Origin of the sequence: Halopseudomonas sp. Lyrl_26 (genome assembly GCF_051948695.1) — a bacterium.
GTDB lineage: Bacteria > Pseudomonadota > Gammaproteobacteria > Pseudomonadales > Pseudomonadaceae > Halopseudomonas > Halopseudomonas formosensis.
The window spans coordinates 38,859-65,803 of record NZ_JAYJLH010000008.1; the positions used below are offsets into that span (position 1 = coordinate 38,859).

General features: G+C 62.1%; 24 protein-coding genes and 2 tRNA genes. 3 read left to right on the forward strand and 23 right to left on the reverse strand.

What is annotated here, in order from left to right:
* Positions 1-95: 95 nt before the first annotated feature.
* The 14 genes from rpsO to rlmE form a co-directional block, all read right to left on the reverse strand.
* Positions 96-365, reverse strand: coding sequence for a 30S ribosomal protein S15 (gene rpsO, locus VF673_RS10960; protein WP_320332060.1), 270 nt, complete (start codon positions 363-365; stop codon positions 96-98).
* Positions 366-501: 136 nt separating this feature from the next.
* Positions 502-1,422, reverse strand: coding sequence for a tRNA pseudouridine(55) synthase TruB (gene truB / locus VF673_RS10965; protein WP_440291962.1), 921 nt, complete (start codon positions 1,420-1,422; stop codon positions 502-504).
* Between the two features lie 2 nt (positions 1,423-1,424).
* Positions 1,425-1,811, reverse strand: a complete 387-nt coding sequence (gene rbfA, locus VF673_RS10970) for a 30S ribosome-binding factor RbfA (RefSeq protein WP_440291963.1) — start codon at positions 1,809-1,811, stop codon at positions 1,425-1,427.
* A gap of 142 nt (positions 1,812-1,953) precedes the next feature.
* Positions 1,954-4,488 (reverse strand): translation initiation factor IF-2, encoded by a 2,535-nt coding sequence (gene infB / locus VF673_RS10975; protein WP_440291964.1) that lies wholly within the window; start codon positions 4,486-4,488, stop codon positions 1,954-1,956.
* Between the two features lie 60 nt (positions 4,489-4,548).
* On the reverse strand, positions 4,549-6,030 hold the full coding sequence (nusA, locus tag VF673_RS10980) for a transcription termination factor NusA (protein ID WP_440291965.1): 1,482 nt from the start codon (positions 6,028-6,030) through the stop codon (positions 4,549-4,551).
* A gap of 52 nt (positions 6,031-6,082) precedes the next feature.
* Positions 6,083-6,538, reverse strand: coding sequence for a ribosome maturation factor RimP (gene rimP, locus VF673_RS10985; protein ID WP_273124892.1), 456 nt, complete (start codon positions 6,536-6,538; stop codon positions 6,083-6,085).
* 118 nt (positions 6,539-6,656) lie between these two features.
* Positions 6,657-6,733: transfer RNA gene (locus VF673_RS10990), tRNA-Met, on the reverse strand.
* A 104-nt stretch (positions 6,734-6,837) separates the two neighbouring features.
* Positions 6,838-6,922, reverse strand: a tRNA-Leu gene (locus VF673_RS10995).
* 12 nt (positions 6,923-6,934) lie between these two features.
* Positions 6,935-7,309 (reverse strand): preprotein translocase subunit SecG, encoded by a 375-nt coding sequence (secG, locus tag VF673_RS11000; protein WP_273124895.1) that lies wholly within the window; start codon positions 7,307-7,309, stop codon positions 6,935-6,937.
* Positions 7,309-8,067, reverse strand: a complete 759-nt coding sequence (gene tpiA, locus VF673_RS11005; protein ID WP_440291966.1) for a triose-phosphate isomerase — start codon at positions 8,065-8,067, stop codon at positions 7,309-7,311. The genes secG and tpiA overlap by 1 nt, the downstream gene beginning before the upstream one ends.
* 66 nt (positions 8,068-8,133) lie before the next feature.
* Positions 8,134-9,480 carry a phosphoglucosamine mutase gene (gene glmM / locus VF673_RS11010; protein WP_320332058.1) on the reverse strand — a complete coding sequence of 449 codons (1,347 nt, stop codon included), beginning with the start codon at positions 9,478-9,480 and terminating at the stop codon, positions 8,134-8,136.
* Positions 9,481-9,527: 47 nt separating this feature from the next.
* Entirely contained in the window at positions 9,528-10,385 is an 858-nt protein-coding gene (gene folP, locus VF673_RS11015; RefSeq protein WP_440291967.1) for a dihydropteroate synthase, read from the reverse strand.
* A 7-nt stretch (positions 10,386-10,392) separates the two neighbouring features.
* Positions 10,393-12,330: an ATP-dependent zinc metalloprotease FtsH gene (gene ftsH, locus VF673_RS11020; protein WP_090539830.1), complete on the reverse strand. Its 1,938-nt coding sequence runs from the start codon at positions 12,328-12,330 to the stop codon at positions 10,393-10,395.
* A 143-nt stretch (positions 12,331-12,473) separates the two neighbouring features.
* Positions 12,474-13,097: a 23S rRNA (uridine(2552)-2'-O)-methyltransferase RlmE gene (gene rlmE, locus VF673_RS11025; RefSeq protein WP_440291968.1), complete on the reverse strand. Its 624-nt coding sequence runs from the start codon at positions 13,095-13,097 to the stop codon at positions 12,474-12,476.
* Between the two features lie 88 nt (positions 13,098-13,185).
* On the opposite strand from rlmE, the gene yhbY reads away from it, so the two are divergent.
* A complete protein-coding gene (gene yhbY / locus VF673_RS11030; RefSeq protein WP_440291969.1) occupies positions 13,186-13,500 on the forward strand; it encodes a ribosome assembly RNA-binding protein YhbY in 315 nt (104 codons plus the stop codon).
* Here yhbY and VF673_RS11035 read toward each other — a convergent pair.
* Genes VF673_RS11035 through carA form a run of 4 tightly spaced genes read right to left on the reverse strand, consistent with a single transcriptional unit; the run spans position 13,485 to position 18,794 of the window.
* Complete coding sequence (locus VF673_RS11035) at positions 13,485-13,934, reverse strand: DUF4149 domain-containing protein (protein WP_235818641.1); 450 nt, start codon at positions 13,932-13,934, stop codon at positions 13,485-13,487. The genes yhbY and VF673_RS11035 overlap by 16 nt on opposite strands.
* On the reverse strand, positions 13,934-14,407 hold the full coding sequence (gene greA, locus VF673_RS11040) for a transcription elongation factor GreA (RefSeq protein WP_273124263.1): 474 nt from the start codon (positions 14,405-14,407) through the stop codon (positions 13,934-13,936). The genes VF673_RS11035 and greA overlap by 1 nt, the downstream gene beginning before the upstream one ends.
* A 2-nt stretch (positions 14,408-14,409) precedes the next feature.
* Positions 14,410-17,625 carry a carbamoyl-phosphate synthase large subunit gene (gene carB / locus VF673_RS11045; RefSeq protein WP_090539730.1) on the reverse strand — a complete coding sequence of 1,072 codons (3,216 nt, stop codon included), beginning with the start codon at positions 17,623-17,625 and terminating at the stop codon, positions 14,410-14,412.
* A gap of 32 nt (positions 17,626-17,657) precedes the next feature.
* Complete coding sequence (gene carA, locus VF673_RS11050) at positions 17,658-18,794, reverse strand: glutamine-hydrolyzing carbamoyl-phosphate synthase small subunit (RefSeq protein ID WP_440291970.1); 1,137 nt, start codon at positions 18,792-18,794, stop codon at positions 17,658-17,660.
* A gap of 335 nt (positions 18,795-19,129) precedes the next feature.
* Here carA and VF673_RS11055 point away from each other — a divergent pair, with 335 nt between their 5' ends.
* On the forward strand, positions 19,130-19,885 hold the full coding sequence (locus tag VF673_RS11055; protein ID WP_440291971.1) for a hypothetical protein: 756 nt from the start codon (positions 19,130-19,132) through the stop codon (positions 19,883-19,885).
* A 66-nt stretch (positions 19,886-19,951) separates the two neighbouring features.
* On the opposite strand, the gene dapB is transcribed toward VF673_RS11055, so the two are convergent.
* The 4 genes from dapB to grpE all read right to left on the reverse strand — a co-directional run bounded on the left by dapB (position 19,952) and on the right by grpE (position 24,619).
* On the reverse strand, positions 19,952-20,758 hold the full coding sequence (gene dapB / locus VF673_RS11060) for a 4-hydroxy-tetrahydrodipicolinate reductase (protein WP_440291972.1): 807 nt from the start codon (positions 20,756-20,758) through the stop codon (positions 19,952-19,954).
* A gap of 11 nt (positions 20,759-20,769) precedes the next feature.
* Positions 20,770-21,900, reverse strand: a complete 1,131-nt coding sequence (dnaJ, locus tag VF673_RS11065; protein WP_090539726.1) for a molecular chaperone DnaJ — start codon at positions 21,898-21,900, stop codon at positions 20,770-20,772.
* 118 nt (positions 21,901-22,018) lie between these two features.
* Positions 22,019-23,953, reverse strand: coding sequence for a molecular chaperone DnaK (gene dnaK, locus VF673_RS11070; protein ID WP_440291997.1), 1,935 nt, complete (start codon positions 23,951-23,953; stop codon positions 22,019-22,021).
* 84 nt (positions 23,954-24,037) lie between these two features.
* Complete coding sequence (gene grpE / locus VF673_RS11075) at positions 24,038-24,619, reverse strand: nucleotide exchange factor GrpE (RefSeq protein WP_440291973.1); 582 nt, start codon at positions 24,617-24,619, stop codon at positions 24,038-24,040.
* A gap of 151 nt (positions 24,620-24,770) precedes the next feature.
* On the opposite strand from grpE, the gene recN reads away from it, so the two are divergent.
* Entirely contained in the window at positions 24,771-26,438 is a 1,668-nt protein-coding gene (recN, locus tag VF673_RS11080) for a DNA repair protein RecN (RefSeq protein WP_440291974.1), read from the forward strand.
* A 78-nt stretch (positions 26,439-26,516) separates the two neighbouring features.
* On the opposite strand, the gene fur is transcribed toward recN, so the two are convergent.
* On the reverse strand, positions 26,517-26,924 hold the full coding sequence (fur, locus tag VF673_RS11085) for a ferric iron uptake transcriptional regulator (protein ID WP_090539719.1): 408 nt from the start codon (positions 26,922-26,924) through the stop codon (positions 26,517-26,519).
* Positions 26,925-26,945: the final 21 nt, after the last annotated feature.

Sequence of the window (26,945 nt, forward strand, 5' to 3'; positions counted from 1 at the left end):
GGTGTCTTCTCTCTCTTTATTTACTGTATTTGCCCTTCGGGAAACTCTGGGCACGGCCGGGTTTCGGACCCGGCCATGTCCAAACGGGGCTGGTCTTAGCGACGCAGACCCAGGCTGCTGATCAGGCTGCTGTAACGGCCCAGATCCTTGCTTTTCAGGTAGTCCAGCAGCTTGCGACGCTGGTTAACCATGCGGATCAGACCGCGACGGGAGTGGTGATCCTTCTTGTTGTCCTTGAAGTGCCCCTGCAGCTTGTTGATGTTTGCAGTCAACAGAGCTACCTGGACTTCAGGAGAACCGGTGTCGCCTTCTCCACGCGCATACTGGGAAACGATTGCAGCTTTTTCTTCAACGCTCAGTGCCATGACAGCTTTCCTCTGAGGTAACAGGCCGGGACAATGTCCCGTGTTTTGAATCGAGTAATGACCGTGCCTGTTGACAGCCACCCTCGTTGCGACCCACTCGGGTCAACTTCCTGCAGGTGCCGGGCACCTGCGATGTTCAACCATTGAAGCGCATCAACCGCCGGGGCGCTACCCGGGCGTCATCGGTCATTTCGCCGATGCCGATAAAGCGGCCGTTGTGGTCACGCAACCGCACCATGCCGAAAGCCGGGGTTCCCGGCACCCGCACCGCCTGCCCGTGATTGAGATAATAGGCGGTCTGCTCGGTCAGATTGACCTCCGGCCAGTCCAGCAGTCCGCTGTCGGAGGGCAGCAGCAGATGGTCCAGCGCGGTGGCGCCACCCTCGGCATGCAGTGCCTCGAGCTGTTCGAGGGTCACCGCCTGACTCAGATCGAAGGGGCCGGCCTGACTGCGACGCAGGGCGGCAACATGGGCGCCACACCCCAGTGCCGCGCCGATATCCTCGACCAGGGTACGGATATAGGTGCCCTTGCTGCACTGCACTTCCAGACGCAGGCGATCCCCTTCCAGTCCCAGCAGGGTCAATCGGCGTATGGTAACAGATCGCGGCTTGCGCTCCACTGTTTCCCCTGCCCTGGCCAGCTTGTACAGCGGCTGTCCATCATGCTTGAGCGCCGAATACATCGGCGGGACCTGCTCTATATCACCCGTGAAGCGTGGCAGCACCGCCTCCACATCGGCCAGGGAGACCTGGCAGGGACGCATCTCCAGCACCTCGCCCTCGGCGTCACCGGTGCTGGTGGTCATGCCCAGACGCGCCTCGGTGACATAGGTCTTGTCCGCATCCAGCAGGTACTGGGAGAACTTGGTGGCCTCCCCAAGACACAGCGGCAGGACACCACTGGCCAACGGGTCGAGACTGCCGGTATGTCCGCCCTTGCTGGCATTGAACAGCCAGCGCACCTTCTGCAGGGCAGCATTGGAGCTCATGCCCAGCGGCTTGTCGAAAATCAGGATGCCGTCGACATCACGGCGTTTGCTGCGTGGAGCCGACACCGCTATTCCTCATCATCCCTGGCATGGCGGCGATCCTCGGCTACCGCCCGCTCGATCAGCGAGGACAGGTGCACGCCACGGCGCACGCTCTCATCGTAGAAGAAATGCAACTGCGGGATGGTGCGCAGTTTCATCACCCGGCCGAGCTGCATTCGCAGGAAACCCGAAGCATCCTTGAGCGCCTCCAGATTCTCGGCAATATCCTCGGCGCCGGCATCACCCATGAGGGTAATGAACACCTTGGCGTGCGCCAGGTCACGGCTGACCTCGGTCGCAGTGACGGTGATCATGCCCACCCGCGGGTCGCGGACTTCGCGCTGGATCAGCAACGCCAGCTCGCGTTGCATCTGATCGGCCACGCGCTGGGTACGGCTGTAATCTCTGGCCATATATCTGAACCTCTAGCTGCAAGCCTTCAGCGGCAAGCTGCAAACCAATTATCGGCTGCGGACAGCCCTGTACGGGACCGACAGACGACAAGCGGCCCTTCCGGGCCGCCTGTCGCGTTCAGTCTGTATGCCTGTCGCCAGCTTACAGTGTACGTGCCACCTGAACCCGCTCGAAGACCTCGATACGGTCGCCGATGCGCACGTCATTGTAGTTCTTCACGCCGATACCGCACTCCATGCCGTTGCGCACTTCACCGACGTCGTCCTTGAAGCGACGCAGGGATTCCAGCTCGCCTTCGTAGATGACCACGTCCTCGCGCAGTACGCGGATCGGACGGTTGCGGTATACGGTACCTTCGATGACCATGCAGCCGGCCACCGCGCCGAACTTGGGCGAGCGGAACACGTCACGTACCTCGGCCACGCCGAGGATCTGCTCACGCACGTCACTGCCGAGCATGCCGGACAGGGCCTTCTTCACGTCTTCGATGATCTCGTATATCACGCTGTAGTAGCGCAGATCCAGACCTTCGCTCTCGATCACCTTGCGGGCCGACGCATCGGCCCGCACGTTGAAGCCGAAGATCACGGCGTTGGATGCCAGTGCCAGGTTGGCGTCGGTCTCGGTGATACCACCCACGCCCCCGGAAATGATCTTGACCTGAACTTCGTCGTTACCCAGCTCGCTGAGCGAGCCCTGCAGTGCCTCCAGCGTACCGCGCACGTCGGTCTTGATCACCAGGTTGAGCGTCTTCTTCTCGCCCTGACCCATGTTCTCGAACATGTTCTCCAGTTTGGCCGACTGCTGGCGGGCCAGCTTGATTTCGCGGAACTTGCCCTGACGGAACAGCGCTACTTCCCGCGCCTTCTTCTCGTCGGCGACCACGGTCATCTCGTCACCGGCGTCAGGCGTGCCATCCAGACCGAGGATGGCCACGGGGATGGAAGGGCCGGCCTCACGCACGTTATTGCCGTTCTCGTCGAGCATGGCGCGCACCTTGCCATGGTTGACGCCGGCCAGCACCACGTCACCCTGGCGCAGGGTGCCGTTCTGGACCAGTACGGTGGCGATCGGGCCACGGCCCTTGTCCAGACGGGATTCGATGACCACGCCACGTGCCGGGGCATCGGGCTGCGCCTTGAGCTCGAGAACCTCGGCCTGCAACAGTACTGCCTCGAGCAGCTCGTCGATACCTGTCCCGACCTTGGCCGAGACATGGACAAACATGGTGTCACCACCCCACTCTTCCGGGATGACGTCGAGGGCTGCCAGATCGTTCTTGATGCGGTCCGGGTCGGCCTGCTCCTTGTCGATCTTGTTCACCGCCACCACCAGGGGCACGCCGGCGGCCTTGGCGTGCTGCACTGCTTCCTCGGTCTGCGGCATCACACCATCATCAGCAGCGACCACCAGGATCACGATGTCGGTGGACTTGGCACCACGGGCACGCATCGCGGTAAAGGCGGCGTGACCGGGGGTATCGAGGAAGGTGACCATGCCGCGGTCGGTTTCCACGTGGTAGGCGCCGATGTGCTGGGTAATGCCACCGGCTTCACCGGAGGCTACACGGGTACGCCGGATGTAGTCGAGCAGCGAGGTCTTGCCGTGGTCCACGTGGCCCATGACGGTGACCACAGGAGCGCGGGTGACTTCCTCACCCTCGTACTGCATGGCCTCGGCCAGGCGATCCTCGAGATCGCTTTCCTTGACCTGCTTGACCTGGTGACCCATGTCTTCTGCGATGATGGACGCGGTGTCCTGATCCAGCACCTGGTTAATGGTCACCATGGTGCCGTTCTTGAACATGTACTTGATGACTTCGGCCGCCTTGACCGACATCTTCTGGGCCAGTTCGGCCACGGTGATGGTTTCACCGATCACTACTTCTCGCACTATAGGCCCTGTCGGCTTCTCGAAGCCGTGCTGATTACGTTTCTTCTGTGCCTTGAGCTTGCCGCCGCCACCGCGACGACGGGCCAGGCCCTCATCGTCATCGGCAGAGCGGGGAGCGATGCGGCCCTTGCTGGGGCCACCGGCACGCTTGCGACTGCGCTCGTCTTCATCGGCGCGGTCCCGACGACGCTGCTCTTCCTTCTTGCGCGGAGCAGCAGCGGGAGCAGGTGCCGGGGCCGGAGCTTCTTGTTCGGCAACCGGGGCCGCAGCAGCGGGCGCTGCCGCCGGCTCTGCCGCGGTGGCCTGTTCTTCAACCCTGGCTTCGGCCTGTGCCGCCTGTGCAGCCTGCTCGGCCGCAGCGCGAGCGGCTTCCTCGGCCTTGCGTGCTTCCTCTTCCTCAGCCCTGCGACGGGCTTCGGCAGCGGCCTGACGGGCCTCCTCGGCCGCACGCAGTTCCTCGAGCTCGCGCTGGCGCTCGGCTTCCAGATCCACCTCGTCACGCTTGACGTAGGTGCGCTTCTTGCGCACTTCGACGTTGACCGTCTTGCTGCCAGCGACCTTCAGGGTGCTGACTGTCTTGCGCTTCAGGGTAATCTTCTTCGGCTCGTTGCCGCCTTCCCCGTGGGCATTCTTCAGGTGCGCCAGCAGGCGCTGCTTTTCCTCGTCGGAAACAGTCTGCTCGGCACCTGTGTGCGGCAACCCTGCTTCCTGCATCTGCTGTAACAGGCGTTCAACCGGAGTACCTGTTACCTGAGCCAACTCTTTGACCGTCACTTCCGCCATTCACTTTCTCCTCAGTCGGGGGCCGGGCGTTACCGCCGGGTGTTGCTGCCAGCCGACCGGTTATTCAAACCAGGGCGCCCGCGCGGCCATGATCAGGGCTGCGGCGCGGGCTTCATCGATTCCATCTATATCCAGCAGGTCATCCACCGACTGCTCGGCAAGGTCTTCCATGGTCAGGATGCCCCGGCCGGCCAGCTGGAATGCCAGAGCGCGATCCATGCCTTCCATGTTCAGCAGGTCGTCAGCAGGCTGGACTTCCTCAAGTTTCTCCTCGTTGGCGATGGCCCTGGTCAACAGACGGTCCTTGGCCCGTGAGCGCAGCTCGTTGACGATATCCTCGTCAAAACCGTCAATTTCGAGCATTTCTTCCATGGGTACGTAGGCGACTTCCTCCAGCGAGGTGAAGCCTTCGTCAACCAGAATCTGTGCCAACTCCTCATCCACGTCCAGCTCCTCGATGAAGCTGCGCAGGACGTCACCGGTCTCGGCTTCCTGCTTGGCGCGGATATCGTCTTCGGTCATCACGTTCAGGGTCCAGCCAGTCAGCTGGCTGGCCAATCGCACGTTCTGACCACTGCGGCCGATGGCCTGGGCGAGGTTGTCCTCGGCCACGGCAATATCGATGGTGCGGGTATCCTCATCGAGGATGATCGAGGCGACCTCGGCCGGCGCCATCGCGTTGATGACGAACTGCGCCAGGTTCTCGTCCCACAGCACTATGTCCACGCGCTCACCGCCCAGCTCGCCGGAAACAGCCTGAACCCGCGAGCCGCGCATGCCGATGCAGGCGCCCTGGGGATCAATGCGCTTGTCCTTGGAGCGCACAGCGATCTTGGCCCGCGAACCCGGATCGCGGGCGGCCCCCATGACTTCGATCAGCTCCTCGGAGATCTCCGGCACCTCGATGCGGAACAGCTCTATGATCATCTCCGGACAGGCGCGGGACAGCACCAGCTGAGGGCCGCGGTTCTCGACACGGATTTCCTTGAGCAGTGCGCGGATGCGGGTACCGGTACGGAAAGTCTCGCGGGGGATCATCTCCTCGCGCGGCAGCACCGCTTCGGCATTGTTGCCCAGATCGACGATCACGCTGTCACGGGTGACTTTCTTCACGGTACCGCTGATGATCTCGCCGAGGCGATCACGATAGGCATCGACCACCTGCGCCCGTTCAGCCTCCCGCACCTTCTGCACTATCACCTGCTTGGCAATCTGCGCGGCGATACGGCCGAACTCTTCCGACTCGATCTTTTCCTCGACCACATCTCCGATCTGCAGGGCCGGGTCGCGCTCCTGGGCCTGATCCAGGGTCAGCTGCATGCCGGGCTCTTCGAAGTCCTCGTCAGCGACCACGGTCCAGCGGCGGTAGGTATCATGGTTGCCGGTCTGCCGATTGATCGCTACGCGGATATCCACTTCCTCTTCGTAGCGCTTCTTCGTAGCCGTGGCCAATGCCAGCTCCAGAGCCTCGAATATGACTCCGGGCGGCACGCCCTTCTCATTGGAAACGGATTCCACAACCAGTAGCACTTCTTTGCTCATCGTATGCCTCGCCTAACGCCATCCATTGGGGCCACTGGAGCCCGAAATATGCTCAAAACCGCGGAACGATATGGCCCTTGTCAATACTGTCCAGGGGCAACAGGTATTCATGATCTTCTACCTGAAGAACCACATCATCGCCTTCCACCCCGCGGATGACACCCTGAAAATTGCGGCGCCCGTCATAGGGCACCCGCAAGCGGATCTTCGCCTGTTCGCCTGCATAGGCAGCATACTGCTCCAGGGTGAACAGCGGGCGGTCCATCCCGGGAGAGGATACCTCCAGGGTATAGTCGCCACTGATGGGATCTTCCACGTCCAGCACCGCGCTGGCCTGGCGACTCACGGTCGCGCAGGCTTCCACACTGACACCGTCAGGGTGATCAATATATACCCGCAGCAGGCTGTGACGCCCCTGCGAGAGAAATTCGATCCCCCAGCAACGATAGCCCAGAGCCTCGACCACCGGGATCAGCATGTTCTCCAACTCGGTAAGCTTGCCGGACAAATTCAACCGCCTTTCTTCACGAATAAAAAATGGGCCTGAAAGCCCATCCTGGTTCCGGCCACTTCATCCAGGGATGAAATCCGGAGTTAACAAAAAGCCCCTCTGAAGGGGCTTTAACTGGTTGCGGGGGCAGGATTTGAACCTACGACCTTCGGGTTATGAGCCCGACGAGCTACCAGACTGCTCCACCCCGCGGCGAATCCGAGGCAGAAATTATACGCCCGACGGCTGCATATGACAACCGGACGCCCTTCTGCCGGAAAAGAACAGGGCCTGCGTTGCTGCAGGCCCTGTCTGATTGGTGCGGAAGATGGGACTCGAACCCATACACCCTAAGGCACTACCCCCTCAAGATAGCGTGTCTACCAATTCCACCACTTCCGCAAAACTGTTGGCTCAGTCCAGTACCGGAACATCGTCCTGGACGGGAGCCTGAGGAGCCTGCTCTTCGAGAACAGGTACATCTTCGCTGATCGGCGCGACCGGCTGACTCTGCAGCGCCGGTACCGGCAAACCCGCATCACGGATCTCGCCCGCCTTGTGGCTGGCGTAATAGGCCAGACCCAGCGAGGTCAGAAAGAATACAGTGGCCAGCGCAGCTGTCAAGCGGCTCAGAAAAGTCGCCGAACCCTGGCTGCCGAAAACCGTACCGGAAGCACCAGCGCCAAAGGATGCACCGGTCTCCGCGCCCTTGCCCTGCTGGATCAGAATCAAGCCGACCAGGGCGATGGCAACCAGAAGATGTACGATCACAACAAGGGTTTCAATCATTAAACTTGTCCCGCGGCACGTGCTATCGCGCCAAATTCATCTGCATTGAGAGAGGCTCCACCCACGAGCCCTCCGTCGATATCCGGCATGCTGAACAAGGCCTGGGCATTATCCGCCTTGACACTGCCGCCATAGACAATCTGTACCTGCTGAGCCTGCTCGTCATCCAGCAGCGCCAGGCGTGCGCGAATCATCGCATGCACTTCCTGCGCCTGCTCCGGACTGGCGGTCAGACCCGTACCTATCGCCCAGACCGGCTCGTAGGCAATCACACCCTGGGCCAGGCCACCGACACCGAAGCGGTCCAACACCACCTGCAGCTGCCGCCCGACCACATCCGCCGTCTCGTCGGTATCCCGCTGCTCGCGGGTCTCGCCGACACAGAGTATCGGTCGCAGCCCGGAGGCCAGCGCGGCGGCAAACTTGCGACAGACCAGCTCGTCGCTCTCTCCCAGCAGGCTGCGGCGCTCGGAATGGCCGACCAGCACATACTGGCAACCAGCATCACGCAGCTGCGCCGGAGAAATCTCACCGGTCAGCGCGCCCTGCTCGGCCTGCCAGGCACAATCCTGACCAGCCAGCTGCAGCGGCGAACTGCCCAGTGCTTCACGGCATTGCTGAATGAACAGCGCCGGCGGGGCAATCAGCAGGTCGACCTGCTCGGGCCACTGCTGGGCGTTGAGCCCCGCAAGCAACTCAGCTACGGAGTGCCGGGTACCGTGCATTTTCCAGTTTCCGGCGACCAGCGGACGACGCATGCCTAACCTCTCTGCTCAAGCGGGCGCCAATGTTAACCAGAATGCCACCCGTAGACAACCGCGATTTCAGTCTGCGGCGAACATTTTCCTGACCACAGCCGCCAGCGCTTCGGCTTCCTGGTTCACCTGGGCGGCATTCTGCCCCTCGACCATGACCCGGATCACCGGCTCGGTGCCCGACAGACGCAGCAATACCCGCCCGGTGTCTGCCAGTCGCGCCTCGGTAGCCGCGACGGCTTCCCGCAGCTCTGGCGCATCCAGCGGCGAGCCGCCATTGCTCTGGTAGCGCACATTGATGAGCTTCTGCGGGCACTTGTTCATGCCGCTGCAGGCCTCGGCCAGGCTCTTGCCGGACATGCGCAGGGCGCGCAGCACCTGCAGTGCGGCGATGATGCCGTCACCGGTAGTGGTGTGCTTCAGGCACACCAGGTGCCCCGAGGACTCCCCGCCCAGATACCAGCCACGCTGGTAGAGTTCGGCCATCACATAACGGTCGCCGACCTTGGCCCGCACGAAGGGAATGTCCCGCTCGCGCAGGGCCAGCTCCAGACCCAGATTGGTCATCAGGGTGCCGGCGACGCCGCCTTCGAGCACGCCGCGCTCGTACAGATCCAGGGTCATGATGTAGAGCAGCTGATCGCCATCCACCTCATTGCCGGCGGCATCGACCATCATGACCCGGTCGCCGTCACCATCAAAGGCGATACCCAGATCGGCGCCCTGCTCCACCACCGCCCGGCTGAGCGCGGCAAGATGAGTCGAGCCGACGCCGTCATTGATGTTCAGTCCATCGGGGGTGGCTCCGATCACGCTGACACTGGCGCCCAGCTCCCGGAACACCGCCGGCGCCACCTTGTAGGTGGCACCGTGGGCGCAGTCCAGGACGATCTTCAGCCCCTTGAAGCTGGTACTGGTCGGCACACTGCTCTTGCAGAACTCGATGTAACGCCCCGAGGCATCCTCCTGACGCGCCACCTTGCCCAGCTGGCTGGCCTCGACCACCTGCATGGGCGCATCAACCAGCCGCTCGATCTCGAACTCGAGCTGATCGGGCAACTTGGTACCCTCGGCGGAGAAGAACTTGATGCCGTTATCGTAATAGGGATTGTGCGACGCGCTGATGACGATGCCGGCATCGGCCTGGAAGGTGCGGGTGAGATAGGCGATGGCCGGGGTAGGCATGGGACCGAGCAGCTGCACCTGGGCCCCGGCGGCAGACAGGCCGGCCTCGAGGGCAGATTCGAACATGTAGCCGGAAATGCGGGTGTCCTTCCCGATCACCACGCGACAGTGGCCATTGTTGCGGAAGGCGGTGCCAGCCGCCCAGCCCAGCTTGAGCATGAACTCGGGGGTGATGGGGTGGGTTCCGACCAGCCCGCGGATGCCATCGGTGCCGAAGTAGCGTTTTTCCATTGTTGAGTATCCTGCTCAGAATAGCGTGTGGGTGCCCGATACCCGACTCAGCTCCGTCCGGCTGCCAGCACCGCCTCAGTCATGCGTACCGCGTCGACCGTTTCCGCGACGTCATGGACGCGGATAATACGCGCTCCCTTGACCACCGCCAACGTCGCCAACGCCAGCCCGCCGGCCAGGCGCTGATCAACCGGGCGATCCAGTGCCTGCCCTATCATGCTCTTGCGCGACACGCCGACCAGCAGGGGCAGGTCCAGCGGGCGAACCTGCGGCATGGCATCGAACAGTTCGAGATTGTGCTGCAGTGTCTTGCCGAAACCGAATCCGGGATCCAGTACCAGGCGATCACGGGGGATCCCCGCGTCGAGGCAGGCTTGGACACGCTGTTCGAGGAAGGAGTTCACTGCCTCCAGCACCGAGGCATACTCCGGCGCCTGCTGCATGGTCTGCGGCTCGCCCTGCATGTGCATCAGACACACCGCCAGGCCGGTATCCACCGCTGCATCCATCGCACCAGGGCGCTGCAAAGCCCGGATATCGTTGATCAGACCGGCACCCACCGCCGCCGAGCCGCGAATGACCTCGGGCGTACTGGTGTCCACCGATACCACGGTGTCAAAGCGGGCGCGGATGGCCTCCACCATGGGCACCACCCGATCCACCTCCTCCTGCACGCCGACCAGGGCAGCGCCGGGACGGGTGGACTCGCCGCCCACATCGATCAGCGTGGCACCGGCAGCCAGCATCTGCTCCACCCGCTGCAGCGCGGCGTCCATGCGGTTGTAGCGGCCACCGTCGGAGAAGGAGTCGGGGGTCATGTTGAGAATACCCATGACATGGGTACGGGAAAGGTCGAGCTCCCGGTCGCCGCAGGACAACCGGGAGTTATTGCGTGTTTCGCTCATGCCTGTCTCAGTGTTCGCCGGCCGGACCACCGATAAGCCCGTCATCACGGGGCTCATCTTTGGCGTCGAGATTGTCATCCGTGGTCGGTGCCGCCGCCCCGGGACCACGACGGTCATCGTCGCTCCAGCCCTTGGGATCACGCACCGGCTTGCCGGCCATGATGTCGTTGATCTGCTCCAGATCGATGGTCTCGTATTTCATCAGGGCCTGGGCCATGGCATCGAGCTTGTCACGATTTTCTTCAAGCAGGCGCTTGGCGGTGCTGTAGCAATCATCGATGATGCGACGCACTTCCTCATCGATCATGCGTGCCGTCTCGGCGGAGACATTGGTCGCCTGGGCGCCCTGACTGCGCCCGAGGAACACCTCACCCTCCTCCTCGGCGTACATCAGCGGACCGAGCTTCTCCGACAGTCCCCACTTGGTGACCATGTTGCGGGCCAGCTGGGTGGCGCGCATGATGTCGTTGGAGGCGCCGGTGGTGACGCCGTCGAAACCCAGGGTCATTTCCTCGGCGATACGACCGCCGAACAGCGAACAGATCTGACTCATCAATGCGCGCTTGGACAGACTGTAACGGTCTTCCTCCGGCAGGAACATGGTCACACCCAGGGCGCGGCCACGGGGAATAATGGACACCTTGTAGACCGGATCGTGCTCGGGCACCAGACGACCGACAATGGCGTGACCGGCCTCGTGGTAGGCGGTATTGAGCTTTTCCTTCTCCGACATGACCATGGATTTGCGCTCGGCACCCATCATGATCTTGTCCTTGGCCAGCTCGAATTCGGCCATTTCCACCACCCGCTTGTTGGCGCGGGCGGCAAACAGGGACGCCTCGTTGACCAGATTGGCCAGATCGGCGCCGGAGAAACCCGGTGTACCACGGGCAATCGCGGAGGGCACCACATCGTCACCCAGCGGGACCTTGCGCATGTGCACCTTGAGGATCTGTTCGCGGCCACGAATATCCGGCAGCCCCACCACCACCTGGCGGTCGAAACGACCGGGGCGCAGCAGCGCCGGGTCCAGCACATCAGGGCGGTTGGTGGCGGCGATGACGATGATGCCGTCGTTGGCCTCGAATCCGTCCATTTCCACCAGCAACTGGTTCAAGGTCTGCTCGCGCTCATCGTGACCCCCGCCCAGACCGGCGCCACGATGGCGGCCCACGGCATCGATCTCATCGATGAAGATGATACAGGGCGCATGCTTCTTGGCCTGTTCGAACATGTCACGCACACGACTGGCGCCGACACCGACGAACATTTCGACGAAGTCAGAACCGGAAATGGTGAAGAAGGGTACCTTGGCTTCGCCGGCAACCGCCTTGGCCAGCAGGGTCTTGCCGGTACCTGGCTGACCGACCATCAATACGCCACGGGGTATGTGACCACCCAGGCGCTGGAACTTGCCCGGGTCACGCAGGAACTCCACCAGCTCGGCCACTTCTTCCTTGGCCTCGTCGCAGCCGGCGACATCAGCAAAGGTGGTCTTGACCTGATCCTCGGACAGCATCCGCGCCTTGCTCTTGCCAAAGCTCATCGGCCCACCACGACCACCCGCCCCGCCCTGCATCTGGCGCATGAAGAACATGAAGATGGCGATAATGATCAGGATCGGGAAGCTCGCAATCAGCAGCTGGGTCCAGATGCTCTGACGCTCGGGCTGCTTGCCCTCGATGACCACGTTGTTGTCCAGCAGATCGCCGATCAGGCCGTTGTCCTGAATGGCCGGCCGGACGGTCTTGAAGGTCTCCCCGTCACGGCGCTTGCCGGTGATCACGAAACCGTCGACGGTCACCCGCTCGACCTGGCGATCGTTCACCAGCTCGAGGAACTCGGTGTAGTTCATCGTGCGGGGCTCGGCGGTGGTGCTGAAGTTGTTCATCACGGTCACCAGCACCGCGGCAATGATCAACCACAGGATGAGGTTTTTCGCCATGTCGTTCAAATCGCTATCCTCTTGCCCCGCATGATGGTCGGGGCATGGCTGTATTTCGTCTGTTTATCCGACCTGTTTACATTACACCAGATTCCACCATGGCGGCAGTTTCAGCAGTGTAACGCCCTGTGTCATCCTGAGAGTCATTCGCCCTTGAAGCCGCGCCCCAGCAGGTAGGTTTCCCGCGACCGGTCCCGGGACGCGCCCGGTTTGCGGGTAAGCACCTTGTCGAAGCGTGTGCGCAAATCCCGGTAGTAATCATCGAAGCCTTCACCGTGGAAGACCTTGATCAAGAAGTCGCCACCCGGGCGCAACACCCTGGCCGCCATGTCCAGCGCCAGCTCGCACAGATACATGGCACGCGGCTGATCCACAGCCGGTGTACCACTCATGTTGGGGGCCATATCGGAAATAACAAGGTCAACCGGCTGACCGCCGATCGCGGCAAGGATCTGCTCGAACACCTCGTCCTCGGTGAAATCGCCCTGGATGAAGGTGACATCGGCGATGCCGTCCATCGGCAGTATGTCGGACGCGATGATACGGCCCCTCTCGCCGATCAGGCGACTGGCCACCTGGCACCAGCCTCCGGGGGCGGCGCCCAGATCCACCACGGTCATGCCGGGACGCAGCAGGCGGTCCTTCTCCTGGATTTCCAGCAGCTTGTAGCTGGCACGGGAGCGATAGCCGTCCTTCTGGGCCTTCTTCACATAGGGATCGTCAAAATGTTCCTTCAGCCAACCCTTGCTGGTCTTTGATCTTGCCACGGAATACCTCATGCAGCGTCCAGCGCCGCCGGTTATACTAAGCCCTTTGACAACAGACACTCATCAAACGGGAATCATACGGATTATTATGGCGCTCAGCTCTGAACAGAAGAAGGCCTACAAACGCATCGGTCACCACCTCAAACCGGTGGTCATTGTCAGTGAACAGGGTACCACCGAGGGCGTTCTGGCTGAGCTGGACCGTGCTCTGAACGATCACGAACTGATCAAGATCCGGGTCACGGTCGGCGATCGCGAGACCAAGCAGCTGCTGGTCAGCGAGATATGCCAGGCTACCGGTGCCGAGCTGGTACAGGTCATCGGCAAGATGGTGATACTGCTGCGCCGCAGCAAGACCCCCAACCCCAACCTGTCCAATCTGGTGCGCTACAAGGACTTCTGAGCAGCCTCGCCCCGGCGCGGCACTTCCTCGTCCGGCCGGGGCTGAAGGATCAGCACCAGCCCGGCAAAGGCAATGACCAGATAGCTGAACAGCTGCCAGTAATCACCCCGCGGCAGCGGCACCACCAGAAAGAAGCCAGCCGCCGCGACCAGCACCAGCAACAGCATCTGCCCGCGCAGATCCCGCCATACCGGGCGGCGCAACACCACCCAGGCCAGCAGACACTGCAGCAGCACACAGGCGACGGCAAAGCCGACCACCAGCGGACGCATGAAGCCGGCGATCTCCTGCACCAGCAGCGGCGCCAGACCGAACTTCTCCAGCGCCGGCAGCAGAACGAAATGCAGCATCCAGACACCGCCTACCCACAGGGTCTGGGCCAGTTGCCAGGCCACCCTGCCACTGCGCATGGCCGGCAAGGCAGCGTCCGGCATCACAGATGCTGGACCTCGACGATTTCGTACTCCACGACACCACTGGGGGTACGGACCACCACGATCTCACCCTCTTCCTTGCCGATCATCGCCCGGGCAATGGGCGAGGTGACCGAGATCTTGCCTTCCTTGATCTCGGCCTCGTCCTCGCCGACGATCCGATAGGTCACTTCCTCATCGGTTTCGACGTTGGCGATGGTGACCGTGGTGCCGAAGATGACCTTGCCGGTATAAGGAATGGTGGTCACATCGATCACCTGGGCCGCCGACAGACGACCCTCGATATCACTGATGCGTGCTTCCACCATGCCCTGCTGCTCGCGGGCGGCATGATACTCGGCGTTCTCCTTCAGGTCTCCCAGCTCTCGCGCCTCGGCAATGGCGGCGGTGATCTGCGGACGCATCACCGTCTTGAGGTGCTTGAGCTCTTCCTCGAGGGCGCGGGCGCCCTGAATGGTCATGGGATACTTCATGCTTACAATCTCTCGTGCAGATCCTGCAGACGGCGCACCGCCCGCTCGGGTCCGAATTTCAGTGCCATGCAGACAGCCTGACCACCGGCCAGGGTCGTGGTGGAGTACACCTTGTGCTGCAGCGCATTGCGGCGAATGGAATAGGAGTCCGCGATCGACTGACGACCTTCGGTGGTGTTGATCACCAGACGGATTTCGTCGTTCTTGATCATGTCGACGATATGCGGACGACCTTCGGTGACCTTGTTCACCCGACGTACCGGCAGACCGGCGGCCTCGATGACCTGGGCAGTTCCGGCGGTGGCGACGATCTCGAAGCCCAGATCAACCAGCTCGCGGGCCATGTCGGCGACGAAGGGCTTATCATCCTCGCGCACGCTGATGAACACGGTGCCTGAGGTCGGCAGCACTTCGCTGGCGCCAAGCTGGGACTTGGCAAAGGCCTCGGCAAAGCAGTCGCCGATACCCATGACCTCACCGGTGGACTTCATTTCCGGCCCGAGAATCGGGTCGACACCCGGGAACTTGGCGAAGGGGAACACCGCTTCCTTGACGCTGTAGAAGTTCGGGATGATCTCCTGGGTGAAGCCCAGCTCCTTGAGGGTCTTGCCAGCCATGACGCGGGCAGCGATCTGCGCCAGGGACTGGCCGATGCACTTGGACACGAAGGGCACGGTACGCGAGGCGCGTGGATTCACCTCGATGACGTAGATGGTGTCACCCTGCAGTGCCAGCTGCACGTTCATCAGACCGACCACGCCCAGTTCCAGCGCCATGCGCTTAACCTGATCGCGCATCTGGTCCTGGATCTCTGGGGACAGCGAATACGGCGGCAGCGAACAGGCGGAGTCGCCGGAGTGCACGCCAGCCTGTTCGATATGCTGCATGATGGCGCCGATGACCACATCGGTACCGTCGGACACCGCATCCACATCGATCTCGATGGCGCAGTTGAGGAAGTGATCCAGCAGCACCGGGCTGTCGTTGGACACTTTCACCGCATCACGCAGGTAGCGCTTGAGCTCCTCTTCCTGGTAGACGATTTCCATCGCGCGACCACCCAGCACATAGGAAGGACGCACCACCAGCGGGTAGCCGATCTTCGCTGCGGCGCTGATGGCCTCGTCTTCGCTGCGCACGGTAGCGTTCGGCGGCTGACGCAGTTTCAGACGCTCGACCATCTGCTGGAAGCGCTCACGGTCCTCGGCACGGTCGATGGCCTCGGGGCTGGTGCCGATGATCGGCACGCCGGCCTCTTCCAGGGCGCGGGCCAGCTTCAGCGGGGTCTGACCGCCGTACTGCACGATCACGCCCTTGGGCTGCTCGACCCGCACGATCTCCAGCACGTCCTCCAGGGTCACCGGCTCGAAGTACAGACGATCGGAGGTGTCATAGTCGGTGGAAACGGTTTCCGGGTTGCAGTTGACCATGATGGTCTCGTAACCGTCTTCGCGCATGGCCAGCGCCGCGTGCACGCAGCAGTAGTCGAACTCGATACCCTGGCCGATACGGTTCGGGCCGCCGCCGAGTACCATGATCTTGTCACGGCTGGTCGGATCGGCCTCGCACTCTTCCTCATAGGTGGAGTACATGTAGGCGGTATCGGTGGCGAACTCGGCGGCACAGGTATCCACCCGCTTGTAGGTCGGGAACACACCCAGCTTGTGGCGCTGCGAACGCAGGTTCTTCTCGCTCACGCCCAGCAGCTGTGCCAGACGGGTGTCGGAGAAGCCCTTGCGCTTGAGGCGGAACATCAGGTCGCGATCCACGTCGGCCAGCCCCAGCTGGCTCAGGTGCTGCTCTTCCTTGATGAGATCCTCGATCTGCACCAGGAACCAGGGATCGATCTTGGTCAGCTCGAAGATGCGCTCGACACTCATGCCGGCACGGAAGGCATCACCGATGTACCAGATACGCTCGGCACCCGGCACGGTCAGCTCGCGGGTCAGGATGGTCGCGGCGTCGGCTGCGCCCAGATCCAGCTGCGGATCGAAGCCGCAGGAACCCACTTCCAGACCGCGCAGGGCCTTCTGCATGGACTCCTGGAAGGTACGGCCGATGGCCATGACCTCGCCAACGGACTTCATCTGGGTGGTCAGGCGGGCGTCGGCATTGGGGAATTTCTCGAAGGCAAAACGCGGTACCTTGGTTACCACGTAGTCGATCGACGGCTCGAACGAGGCCGGAGTACGGCCGCCGGTGATGTCGTTGCTCAGCTCGTCCAGAGTGTAACCCACGGCCAGCTTGGCAGCGATCTTGGCAATCGGGAAGCCGGTGGCCTTGGAGGCCAGCGCCGAGGAGCGCGACACGCGCGGGTTCATCTCGATGACCACCATGCGACCGTCGACCGGGTTGATGCCGAACTGGACGTTGGAACCACCGGTTTCCACACCGATTTCGCGCAGCACCGCCAGGGAGGCGTTGCGCATGATCTGGTATTCCTTGTCGGTCAGGGTCTGGGCCGGAGCCACGGTGATGGAGTCACCGGTATGCACGCCCATCGGGTCGAAGTTTTCAATGGAGCAGACGATGATGCAGTTGTCCTTCTTGTCGCGGACCACCTCCATCTCGTATTCCTTCCAGCCGATCAGCGACTCGTCGATCAGCAGCTCCTTGGTCGGCGACAGATCCAGACCGCGGGTGCAGATTTCCTCGAATTCTTCACGGTTGTAGGCGATACCGCCGCCAGTGCCGCCCATGGTGAAGGAGGGACGGATGATGCAGGGGAAGCCGACCTTGTCCAGCACGCCGTAGGCTTCGTCCATGTTGTGGGCGATACCCGAGCGCGGGCATTCCAGACCGATGGCACGCATGGCCTGGTCGAAGCGCGAACGGTCCTCGGCCTTGTCGATGGTGTCGGCATTGGCTCCGATCATCTCGACGCCGAACTTTTCCAGCACGCCGTGCTTTTCCAGATCCAGCGCGCAGTTCAGTGCGGTCTGGCCGCCCATGGTCGGCAGCAGGGCGTCGGGGCGCTCCTTCTCGATGATCCGCGCCACGGTCTGCCACTTGATCGGCTCGATATAGGTGGCGTCGGCCATGGCCGGGTCGGTCATGATGGTGGCCGGGTTGGAGTTCACCAGGATGACCCGGAAACCCTCTTCGCGCAGCGCCTTGCAGGCCTGGGCGCCGGAATAGTCGAACTCGCAGGCCTGGCCGATGACGATGGGCCCGGCGCCGAGGATCAGAATACTCTTGATGTCAGTACGTTTTGGCATGTGTGCTATTAATCCTTGGGTGTGCCGGCGACTCAGGCGCGCTTGGCCATGGCTGCAATGAAACGCTCGAACAGCGGAGCCACGTCACCCGGGCCGGGGCTGGCCTCGGGGTGACCCTGGAAGCTGAAGGCTTCCTTGTCGGTGCGCTCGATCCCCTGCAGGGTGCCGTCAAACAGTGATTTGTAGGTTGCCCGCACGTTGGCCGGCAGGGCGCTCTCGTCCACTGCGAACCCGTGGTTCTGGCTGGTGATCATGACCTCACCGGTCTTCAGATTCTGTACCGGGTGGTTGGCACCGTGGTGCCCGCTGGGCATCTTGACCGTGCGCGCGCCCGAGGCCAGGGCCAGCAGCTGGTGACCCAGACAGATGCCCAGGATCGGGGTATCGGTCTCCAGCAGCTCGCGGATGGCGCGGATGGCGTAGTCGCAGGGCTCCGGGTCTCCCGGGCCATTGGACAGCAGTACGCCATCGGGATTGAGCGCCAGCACATCGGCAGCGGACGTCTGGGCGGGCACCACGGTCAGGCGGCAACCGCGCGCTACCAGCATGCGCAGAATGTTGTGCTTGACGCCGTAATCATAGACCACCACATGGTAGGGCAGCTGCGCTGCGTCTATCTCGGGGTAGCTGTCGGTAGCCAGATCCCAGGCGCTCTGCCGCCACTCGTAGACGCTGGTGGTAGTGACTTCCCTGGCCAGATCCATACCCTTGATGCCGGCAAACCCCCTGGCCAGCTCCAGCGCCTTCTCTTCGGTTGCATCCGCACCTGCCATGATGCAGCCATTCTGCGCCCCCTTTTCCCGCAGAATGCGGGTCAGGCGACGAGTATCGACACCGGCAATGGCGACGGTACCGTTCTCCTTCAGGTACTCGCCCAGCGGCTGACGGCTACGCCAGTTGCTGGCGATCAGCGGCAGATCCCGGATGATCAGACCGGCAGCCCAGACACGGTCGGATTCGGCATCCAGCGGGGTGGTACCGGTATTGCCGATATGCGGGTAGGTCAGCGTGACAATTTGACGCGCGTATGATGGATCGGTGAGGATCTCCTGGTATCCGGTCATGGCCGTATTGAATACGACCTCGCCGACGCTGTGGCCGTCGGCGCCGATGGCTTCACCACGGAAGATGCTGCCGTCGGCGAGAGCAAGAATGGCGGGCTTGGACAAGAAAACCTCCGAAAGACTGACACGTTTTTGCCGAACGCGGGCTGCACAAAAGCGGGAATGATGTGATTTCCACTTCACCCCACTGCAAAGGCATTGTCAGATACGCGCTGAGATAGACAGATTAGCCCGATATTTTACCGGCTTGACCAATAAATATCCACACCGGTTATCCCCTTACATCCACACGACCAAGACGTTCTGCCGTTCTGTTTCATAATCCCGGCGGACGTGTTAAAACTGCATCTGGATCACGAACCTGTGCAGGCGCACCAGCACCCCGTTGCTGGCCGGGCGGCTCGGCACAAGGCTCAACAACCAGAACAGGGACTTCAACCATGAAAACCTATCTGAAGTATGTATTGTTCCTGCTGTTCCTCGGACTTGCTGCCCAGGCCCAGGCCGATGCACAGCTGGCTCAGAGTCTTCACGAGCTGCGCAGTGAAGGCTACCGCGCGGCCACCTATCTGCTGATCGACAACAACCTCTACGAGCGGGTACGCGAACCGGGCAACCGGGAAGCCTACAACGAAGCCCTGCTCAATATGGAGAAACTGCTGCGTCAGCTGGACAACCCCAGCGATGTACGCGCGCCCTATAACCAGTTCGTCAGCCTGATCCGCGAGATCGAGAACCAGAGCGAGGACGAAGCGCACTATCATCTGGCCACCGTCAACCGCACCATGATGGCCCATGCAGAGATGGACAAGGCTATTGCGGCACGCTACGCGAGCGCCGCTGCAGGAGGCGATGAGCGTCTGCTCGCGCTGCACCAGCAGAGCCTGGAGACCAATCAGATCCTGCTTTTGTACCAGAACAACATGTTCAGCTCGATCGGCGTGTATTTCATGGAGACCAGTGAAGGCATCTTCAACACCATAGATGCACGCATTACCGCGCGAGCCGCAACCCTCCGGGAGCTGCTGCCGGATCTGGACCCGACGCTGCAGGATCTGGAAAAGCAGTACGGCTTCATCCAGCCGCGACTGATCAACCACCACGACAACTGGGTGCCCACCATTGCAGCCTTCTATCTGCTGCGCAACACCAAGACACTGGATCAGATGGCCCGCGATCAGCTGCGTCAGAGCTGAGCAGCATTCAGTAACAAAAAGAGCCCGGTCAGAACATCTGACCGGGCTCTTTTTGTACCGCAAGTCTCAATCACGCAGCGAGAGTACATCCTGCATGTCGAACAGCCCCCTATCATGGGCAGCCAGCCAGATGGCCGAACGCACCGCGCCCCTTGCAAAGGTCATGCGACTGGAGGCCTTGTGGGTGATCTCCACCCGCTCACCCTCGGTGGCAAACAGCACGGTGTGATCACCCACCACATCCCCGGCGCGCACAGTGGCGAAACCGATGGTCTGCCGATCACGGGCGCCGGTCTGGCCTTCGCGGCCGTACACCGCGACCTTCTGCAGGTCTCGCCCCAGCGCCTGAGCCACTACCTCACCCATGCGCAGCGCAGTACCGGAGGGAGCGTCTACCTTGTGCCTATGGTGCGCTTCGATGATCTCGATATCCGCCTCATCGCCCATGACCCGGGCCGCCATGTCCAGCAGCTTGAGGGTAAGGTTGACGCCGACGCTGAAGTTGGGCGCAAAGACCACCGGGACCTGCTCGGCCGCCCGGCTGATCAACTGCTTTTCCTCCTCGGAAAAGCCGGTGGTACCGATGACCATCGCCTTGCCCGCGGCGCTGCAGATTTCCAGGTTGACCAGGGTACTGGTCGGATGGGTGAAATCGATCAGCACATCAAAATCGTCGAGCACCTGGGTCAGATCCCCGACGACGGCCACGCCCAGCCGACCGACACCGGCCAGCTCGCCGGCATCAGCGCCGATCAGGCTGCTCTCCGGCCGCTCGATGGCGGCAGTCAGTCGCGCCCCCTCAGCCTGGCCTATGGCCTCGATCAAGGTCTTGCCCATGCGCCCGGCTGCGCCGATTACCGCTATTCTTCTCATGCTTTCCCCGGTCAGAACTTCATGTCTTCAAAGAAATTTTTCACGCCCTCAAACCAGCTCTTGGCTCGCGGCGTCTGATTGCTGCCCTCAGCCTGCAGGGTATCACGCAATTCGCTGAGCAACTCGCGCTGCCGCTTGGTCAGATTAACCGGGGTTTCCAGTACCACTCGGCACAGCAAGTCGCCGGGGGCACCACCACGCACCGGCACCACGCCCTTGCCACGCAGACGGAACAGCTTGCCGGTCTGGGTTCCCTCGGGAATCTTCAGCTTGACCCGGCCGTCCAGAGTCGGCACCTCAAGCTCGCCACCCAGTGCCGCTTCGACAAAGTTGATCGGCACCTCGCAATAGAGATTCTTGCCATCGCGCTGGAAGATCCGGTGTTCTCGCACCGACACCACCACATAGAGGTCGCCGGTGGGCCCACCATTGACCCCGGCCTCGCCCTCCCCGGCCAGACGGATGCGATCGCCGTTATCCACGCCCGGCGGCACCTTGACCGACAGGGTCTTGGTTTCTTCCACACGGCCCTGGCCATGGCAGTCGCGGCAGGGGTCACTGATCATCTGCCCGGTACCATGACACCGCGGACAGGTCTGCTGCACAGCGAAGAAGCCCTGCTGCATGCGCACCTGACCATGACCGCCACAGGTGGTACAGGTGGTCGGCTTGGTGCCCTTCTTGGCACCGCTGCCGTCACAGGTCTTGCAGCCCACCAGGGTCGGCACCTTGATGGTCACGGTGGTACCGCGCACAGCCTCTTCCAGGTCCAGCTCAAGGGTATAGCGCAGATCGCTGCCGCGCTGCACCGAGGAACGGCCGCGACCGCCACCCCCGAAGATATCGCCGAACACGTCGCCGAAGATATCGGAGAAATTGCCACCACCGAAACCGCCGGCACCGGCGCCCATGTTCGGATCCACGCCGGCATGACCGTACTGGTCGTAGGCCGCCCGCTTATTGGCGTCGGTCAGAATCTCGTAAGCCTCGTTGGCTTCCTTGAATTTCTCTTCCGCTTCCTTGTCATCCGGATTGCGATCCGGGTGATATTTCATTGCCAACCGGCGATAGGCTTTTTTCAGCTCGGCTTCACTGGCGCCGCGCTCCACGCCCAGCACTTCGTAATAGTCACGCTTGGCCATATGTCCTGTTTCCTTTGGAATATCCTACGGCACAAACAGCAACGCGGGATAAGCTCCCGCGTTGCCCTGCCGCGCTGTGCACGGGCCCGCCCTGAGGCAGGCCCGGAACACCCAAGGACTACTTGTTGTCCTTGACTTCTTCGAACTCGGCATCGACCACATCATCTGCGTCAGCCTTGCCCTCGCCGGCATTGGCCTGGGCATCGCCCTGGGCTGCCTGCTCTTCATACATCTTCTGCACAACCGGGGCAGAGGCTTCGGACAGCGCATTGATCTTGGCTTCGATCTCTGCCTTGTCATCGCCCTTGACCGCTTCTTCCAGATCGGCAAGCGCCTTCTCGATTGCGGCCTTCTGCTCCTCGGTGGCCTTGTCGCCGGCTTCGGACAGGGTCTTGCGGGTGGCATGCACCAGCTGATCGCCCTGGTTGCGCACGGTCACCAGCTCCTCGAACTTGCGGTCTTCCTCGGCGTTGGCCTCGGCATCACGCACCATCTTCTCGATTTCTTCATCCGACAGACCGGAGTTGGCCTTGATGACGATCGACTGCTGCTTGCCGGTAGCCTTGTCCTTGGCGGACACATTGAGGATACCGTTGGCATCGATGTCGAAGCTGACCTCGATCTGCGGCACACCGCGCGGCGCCGGCGGAATGTCGGCCAGATCGAAGCGACCCAGCGACTTGTTCTGCGCAGCCTGCTTGCGCTCACCCTGCAGCACATGAATGGTCACGGCTGTCTGGTTGTCGTCCGCGGTGGAGAACACCTGCGACTTCTTGGTCGGAATGGTGGTGTTCTTCTCGATCAGGGTGGTCATCACACCGCCCATGGTCTCGATACCCAGCGACAGCGGAGTCACGTCCAGCAGCAGCACGTCCTTCACGTCACCGGCCAGTACCGCGCCCTGAATGGCAGCGCCAACGGCTACCGCTTCATCCGGGTTGACGTCCTTGCGCGGCTCCTTGCCGAAGAATTCGGCAACAGTCTTCTGCACCAGCGGCATGCGGGTCTGACCACCGACCAGGATCACCTCGTTGATTTCCGAGGCGTCCAGACCGGCATCCTGCATGGCGATGCGGCAGGGTTCGATACTGCGCTTGACCAGATCCTCGACCAGCGACTCCAGCTTGGCCCGGGTTACCTTGACCTGCAGGTGCTTGGGACCCGAGGCGTCAGCAGTGATGTACGGCAGGTTGACATCGGTCTGCTGGCTGGAGGACAGCTCGATCTTGGCTTTCTCGGCTGCTTCCTTCAGACGCTGCAGCGCCAGCGGATCGTTGTGCAGATCAACGCCGTTTTCCTTCTTGAACTCGTCTGCCAGATAGTCGATCAGACGCATGTCGAAGTCTTCACCACCGAGGAAGGTGTCACCGTTGGTCGCCAGCACCTCGAATTGGTGCTCGCCATCCACTTCGGCGATCTCGATGATGGACACGTCGAAGGTACCACCACCCAGGTCGTAGACCACCACGGTGGAGTCACCACGGGCCTTGTCCATGCCGTAGGCCAGCGCCGCCGCTGTGGGCTCGTTGATGATGCGCTTGACGTCCAGACCGGCGATACGCCCGGCGTCCTTGGTCGCCTGGCGCTGGCTGTCGTTGAAGTAGGCCGGAACGGTGATGACCGCTTCGGTCACAGGCTCGCCCAGGTAGTCCTCGGCGGTCTTCTTCATCTTTTTCAGCACTTCCGCGGAAATCTGCGGCGGCGCCATCTTCTCGCCCTTGGCTTCGACCCAGGCATCGCCGTTGTCGGCCTTGACGATCTTGTAGGGCACCAGTTTGATGTCCTTCTGCACCACGTCCTCATCGAAGCGGCGACCGATCAGGCGCTTCACCGCATAGAGGGTGTTGTGCGGGTTGGTAACCGACTGACGCTTGGCGGACTGGCCGACCAGGGTCTCGCCGTCGTTGGTGTAGGCGACGATGGACGGAGTGGTGCGCCCGCCTTCGGCGTTCTCGATGACCTTGGCGGCACCGTTCTCCATGACAGCGACGCAGGAGTTGGTGGTCCCCAGGTCGATACCGATGATCTTACCCATGTGTTTATGTCTCCGAATATGCTGGCCGCACGTACCCGGCGGCGCTGTTCAATCTGCTCTGAACTCTAGATAAGGCCGGAAAATGCTATTTCAAGTACAACTTCACGCCTGTTCGTCAATTGTTCCGCCAGTCTGGCCAGACCCGGCCTTGCTTACGACCACCATGGCCGGACGCAGCAAGCGCTCGTTCAGGGTGTAACCCTTCTGGAACACCTTGAGCACGGTATTGGGCTCGACCTTGTCGCTGGCCTCCATCGCCATCGCCTGATGCAGCTCGGGGTTGAAGGGCTCACCCTCCGGATTCACAGCCACCACCTGATGCCGCGCCAGAGTGTCGGTGAACAGTTTCAGGGTCAGCTCCATGCCTTCACGCATGGGCTGGATGGCGGGATCCTCGTTACTGGACAGCTCCAGACCGCGCTCCAGGCTGTCAACCACCGCCAGCAGATCCATGGAAAACCGCTCCAGGGCAAACTTGTGCGCCTTGGCGATTTCCTGCTCTGCCCGGCGGCGGGCGTTCTGCGCGTCGGCAACGGCACGCAGCGCCTGGTCCTGTGCGGCAGCCAGCTGCTCCTCGAGCTCGGCGATACGGGCAGCGGGGTCATCCCCGGCCGGAGTCGCGGCTTCCTGCTGCTCGGTTCCGATCTCCTCGTCCTGCAGCTCCTGTTTCTGTTCGTCCACCATGTCTCCTCCTGTCAGCAAATGGGTGACGAGGCCCTCAGGCCACGCGCATGACCTCTATATGGGGCTGCCGGAGGGATGTTCAAGGGGGTTGAACAACAAACCACGACTACTGTATAAACAACCAGAACAACAAGCCTGCGGAGATGACTCCATGCTGCTGCACCTGGCGGTGAATAACTACGCAATCGTCGATCATCTGGAACTGGAGCTCGATCGCGGCATGACCGTGATCACCGGCGAAACCGGTGCGGGCAAATCCATCATGCTGGACGCCCTGGCCCTGACCCTCGGCGACCGCGCCGACAGTGGCGCGGTGCGACCCGGTGCGGACAAGGCAGACATCCTCGCCACCTTCGACATCAGCGACATTCCGGAAGCGCAACAGTGGCTCGAGCAGCGCGACCTGGCCAGTGACGAGCATCAGGTGATACTGCGCCGAGTAGTCACCGCCGAAGGCCGCTCCCGGGGCTACATCAACGGCAGCCCCTGTCCGCAACAGGACCTCAAGGCGCTGGGCGAGATGCTCATCGACATCCACAGCCAGCATGAACATCAGTCCCTGCTCAAGACCGACACCCACCGCCGGTTGCTGGACGACTATGCCGGCGCCAGCGAGCTGGCGCGGCAGGTGCAGCTGGCTGCCCAGCGCTGCCGGCAGACCGAACAGGCCCTCGAACAGGCCAGCAACATCAGCGAGGAGCAGAATGCCCGCCAGCAACTGCTCAGTTACCAGCTGGAGGAGCTGGATAATCTCAGCCTGCAGGACGGCGAGCTGGAGCTGCTGGAAAGCGAACAACGCCAGCTGGCCAACGCCGAGCAGATAATGCAGTCCTGCCAGCAGATCATCAATATCTGCAGTGAAAGCGATAACGGCAGCGTGCTGCAGGCGCTCAGCGCCTGTCTCAACCGCCTCAACGGCCTGCATCACCATGGCCGCAGCCTGGGCGAGGCCCACGACCTGCTCACCGGCGCGCAGATCCAGATCGAGGAGGCCGTCGGAGAACTCAGTCGCTACCTCGATCATTTCGAGGCGGACCCGGCGCGCCAGCAACAGGTTGAAGAGCGTCTGGGCGTGATCCACGACCTGGCGCGCAAGCATCGGATTCTGCCCCAGGAGCTGCCGGCCCTGCAGCAACGCCTGATTGAAGAGCTGGAAGGCATCCAGCAGAGCGATGCGGACAAGGACCGCCTGACCGAGGAGCTGGCCGCGTACCGCGAGCACTATCAGCAATTGGCCGCGAAGCTGTCCGCGATCCGCCATAAGGCCGCGCAGAAGCTGGCCAAGGCGGTGACCGGCGAGATCCAGCAGCTGGGCATGCCGGGCGGCCAGGTACAGGTCGAACTGCGTCCGATCACCAGCGCCCAGTACCCCCTGCAGGGACTGGAGAACGTCGAATTTCTGGTCAGCGCCAACCCGGGTCAGCCGGCCAAGCCGCTGGCCAAGGTGGCCTCAGGTGGCGAGCTGTCACGCATCAGCCTGGGCATCCAGGTGATCACCGCCCAGACCTCCCGGGTACCGACCCTGGTGTTCGATGAAGTGGATGTAGGCATTGGCGGCCCGACTGCCGAGATCGTCGGCAAACTGCTCCGTCATCTCGGCGAGCGTGGCCAGGTTCTGACCGTCACCCACCTGCCGCAGGTCGCCGCCCAGGGGCATCAACACCTGTTCGTGCGCAAGGAGCAGCGACGGGATTCGACCCGCACCTGCATAGACAGGCTGGAGGGGGAGGACAGGGTTCAGGAAGTGGCCCGCATGCTGGGCGGAGTGGATCTGACGGAGGAGTCGCTGGCCCACGCCCGCCGGCAGCTGGCGCGGTAGGAAGAGGAAGCGGCCGAACTGGCTGCTCCGAGAACCGGTCAGGCCTGACGACAGACCCGACCGATCGGCAGGAAGGGATCAGATATCCCGTTTCTTCACATAGAGCACCAGATTGTGGTCGACCAGTTCGTAGCCGTGCTCGCGCACGATCTGTTCCTGGCGCCGCTCGATCTCGGGATCGAAGAACTCGATCACCTCGCCGGTATCCACACAGACCATGTGATCGTGGTGCTCGCCATCGGCCAGTTCGAAAACGGCATGTCCGCCATCGAAGTTGTGGCGCACCACCAGACCTGCGGATTCAAACTGGGTCAGCACCCGATAAACGGTTGCCAGACCCACGTCCTCCCCCGCTTCCATCAGCGCCTTGTAGACATCCTCCGCACTCATGTGCCGGTCATCGTCATTGGCCAGCATCTGCAGAATCTTGACTCGCGGCAGCGTGACCTTGAGGCCGGCCTTACGCAGTTCGTGATTTTCAACCATGGTTCAGTTTCTCTCCACAAT

What these genes read in the sequence shown, in the direction of transcription:
- dnaJ (WP_090539726.1), bottom strand. Translation starts at nt 21,900, where the DNA reads ATGGCCAAGCGTGACTATTACGAAGTGCTGGGCGTGGAGCGCGGCGCC.
- tpiA (WP_440291966.1), bottom strand. Translation starts at nt 8,067, where the DNA reads ATGCGTCGTCCGCTGGTCGCCGGAAACTGGAAAATGCACGGTACCCGG.
- rpsO (WP_320332060.1), bottom strand. Translation starts at nt 365, where the DNA reads ATGGCACTGAGCGTTGAAGAAAAAGCTGCAATCGTTTCCCAGTATGCG.
- yhbY (WP_440291969.1), top strand. Translation starts at nt 13,186, where the DNA reads ATGGCGCTCAGCTCTGAACAGAAGAAGGCCTACAAACGCATCGGTCAC.
- recN (WP_440291974.1), top strand. Translation starts at nt 24,771, where the DNA reads ATGCTGCTGCACCTGGCGGTGAATAACTACGCAATCGTCGATCATCTG.
- nusA (WP_440291965.1), bottom strand. Translation starts at nt 6,030, where the DNA reads ATGAGCAAAGAAGTGCTACTGGTTGTGGAATCCGTTTCCAATGAGAAG.
- infB (WP_440291964.1), bottom strand. Translation starts at nt 4,488, where the DNA reads ATGGCGGAAGTGACGGTCAAAGAGTTGGCTCAGGTAACAGGTACTCCG.
- VF673_RS11035 (WP_235818641.1), bottom strand. Translation starts at nt 13,934, where the DNA reads ATGCCGGACGCTGCCTTGCCGGCCATGCGCAGTGGCAGGGTGGCCTGG.
- rbfA (WP_440291963.1), bottom strand. Translation starts at nt 1,811, where the DNA reads ATGGCCAGAGATTACAGCCGTACCCAGCGCGTGGCCGATCAGATGCAA.
- greA (WP_273124263.1), bottom strand. Translation starts at nt 14,407, where the DNA reads ATGAAGTATCCCATGACCATTCAGGGCGCCCGCGCCCTCGAGGAAGAG.
- dapB (WP_440291972.1), bottom strand. Translation starts at nt 20,758, where the DNA reads ATGAGAAGAATAGCGGTAATCGGCGCAGCCGGGCGCATGGGCAAGACC.
- ftsH (WP_090539830.1), bottom strand. Translation starts at nt 12,330, where the DNA reads ATGGCGAAAAACCTCATCCTGTGGTTGATCATTGCCGCGGTGCTGGTG.
- fur (WP_090539719.1), bottom strand. Translation starts at nt 26,924, where the DNA reads ATGGTTGAAAATCACGAACTGCGTAAGGCCGGCCTCAAGGTCACGCTG.
- glmM (WP_320332058.1), bottom strand. Translation starts at nt 9,480, where the DNA reads ATGGAAAAACGCTACTTCGGCACCGATGGCATCCGCGGGCTGGTCGGA.
- grpE (WP_440291973.1), bottom strand. Translation starts at nt 24,619, where the DNA reads ATGGTGGACGAACAGAAACAGGAGCTGCAGGACGAGGAGATCGGAACC.
- carB (WP_090539730.1), bottom strand. Translation starts at nt 17,625, where the DNA reads ATGCCAAAACGTACTGACATCAAGAGTATTCTGATCCTCGGCGCCGGG.
- folP (WP_440291967.1), bottom strand. Translation starts at nt 10,385, where the DNA reads ATGAGCGAAACACGCAATAACTCCCGGTTGTCCTGCGGCGACCGGGAG.
- secG (WP_273124895.1), bottom strand. Translation starts at nt 7,309, where the DNA reads ATGATTGAAACCCTTGTTGTGATCGTACATCTTCTGGTTGCCATCGCC.
- VF673_RS11055 (WP_440291971.1), top strand. Translation starts at nt 19,130, where the DNA reads ATGAAAACCTATCTGAAGTATGTATTGTTCCTGCTGTTCCTCGGACTT.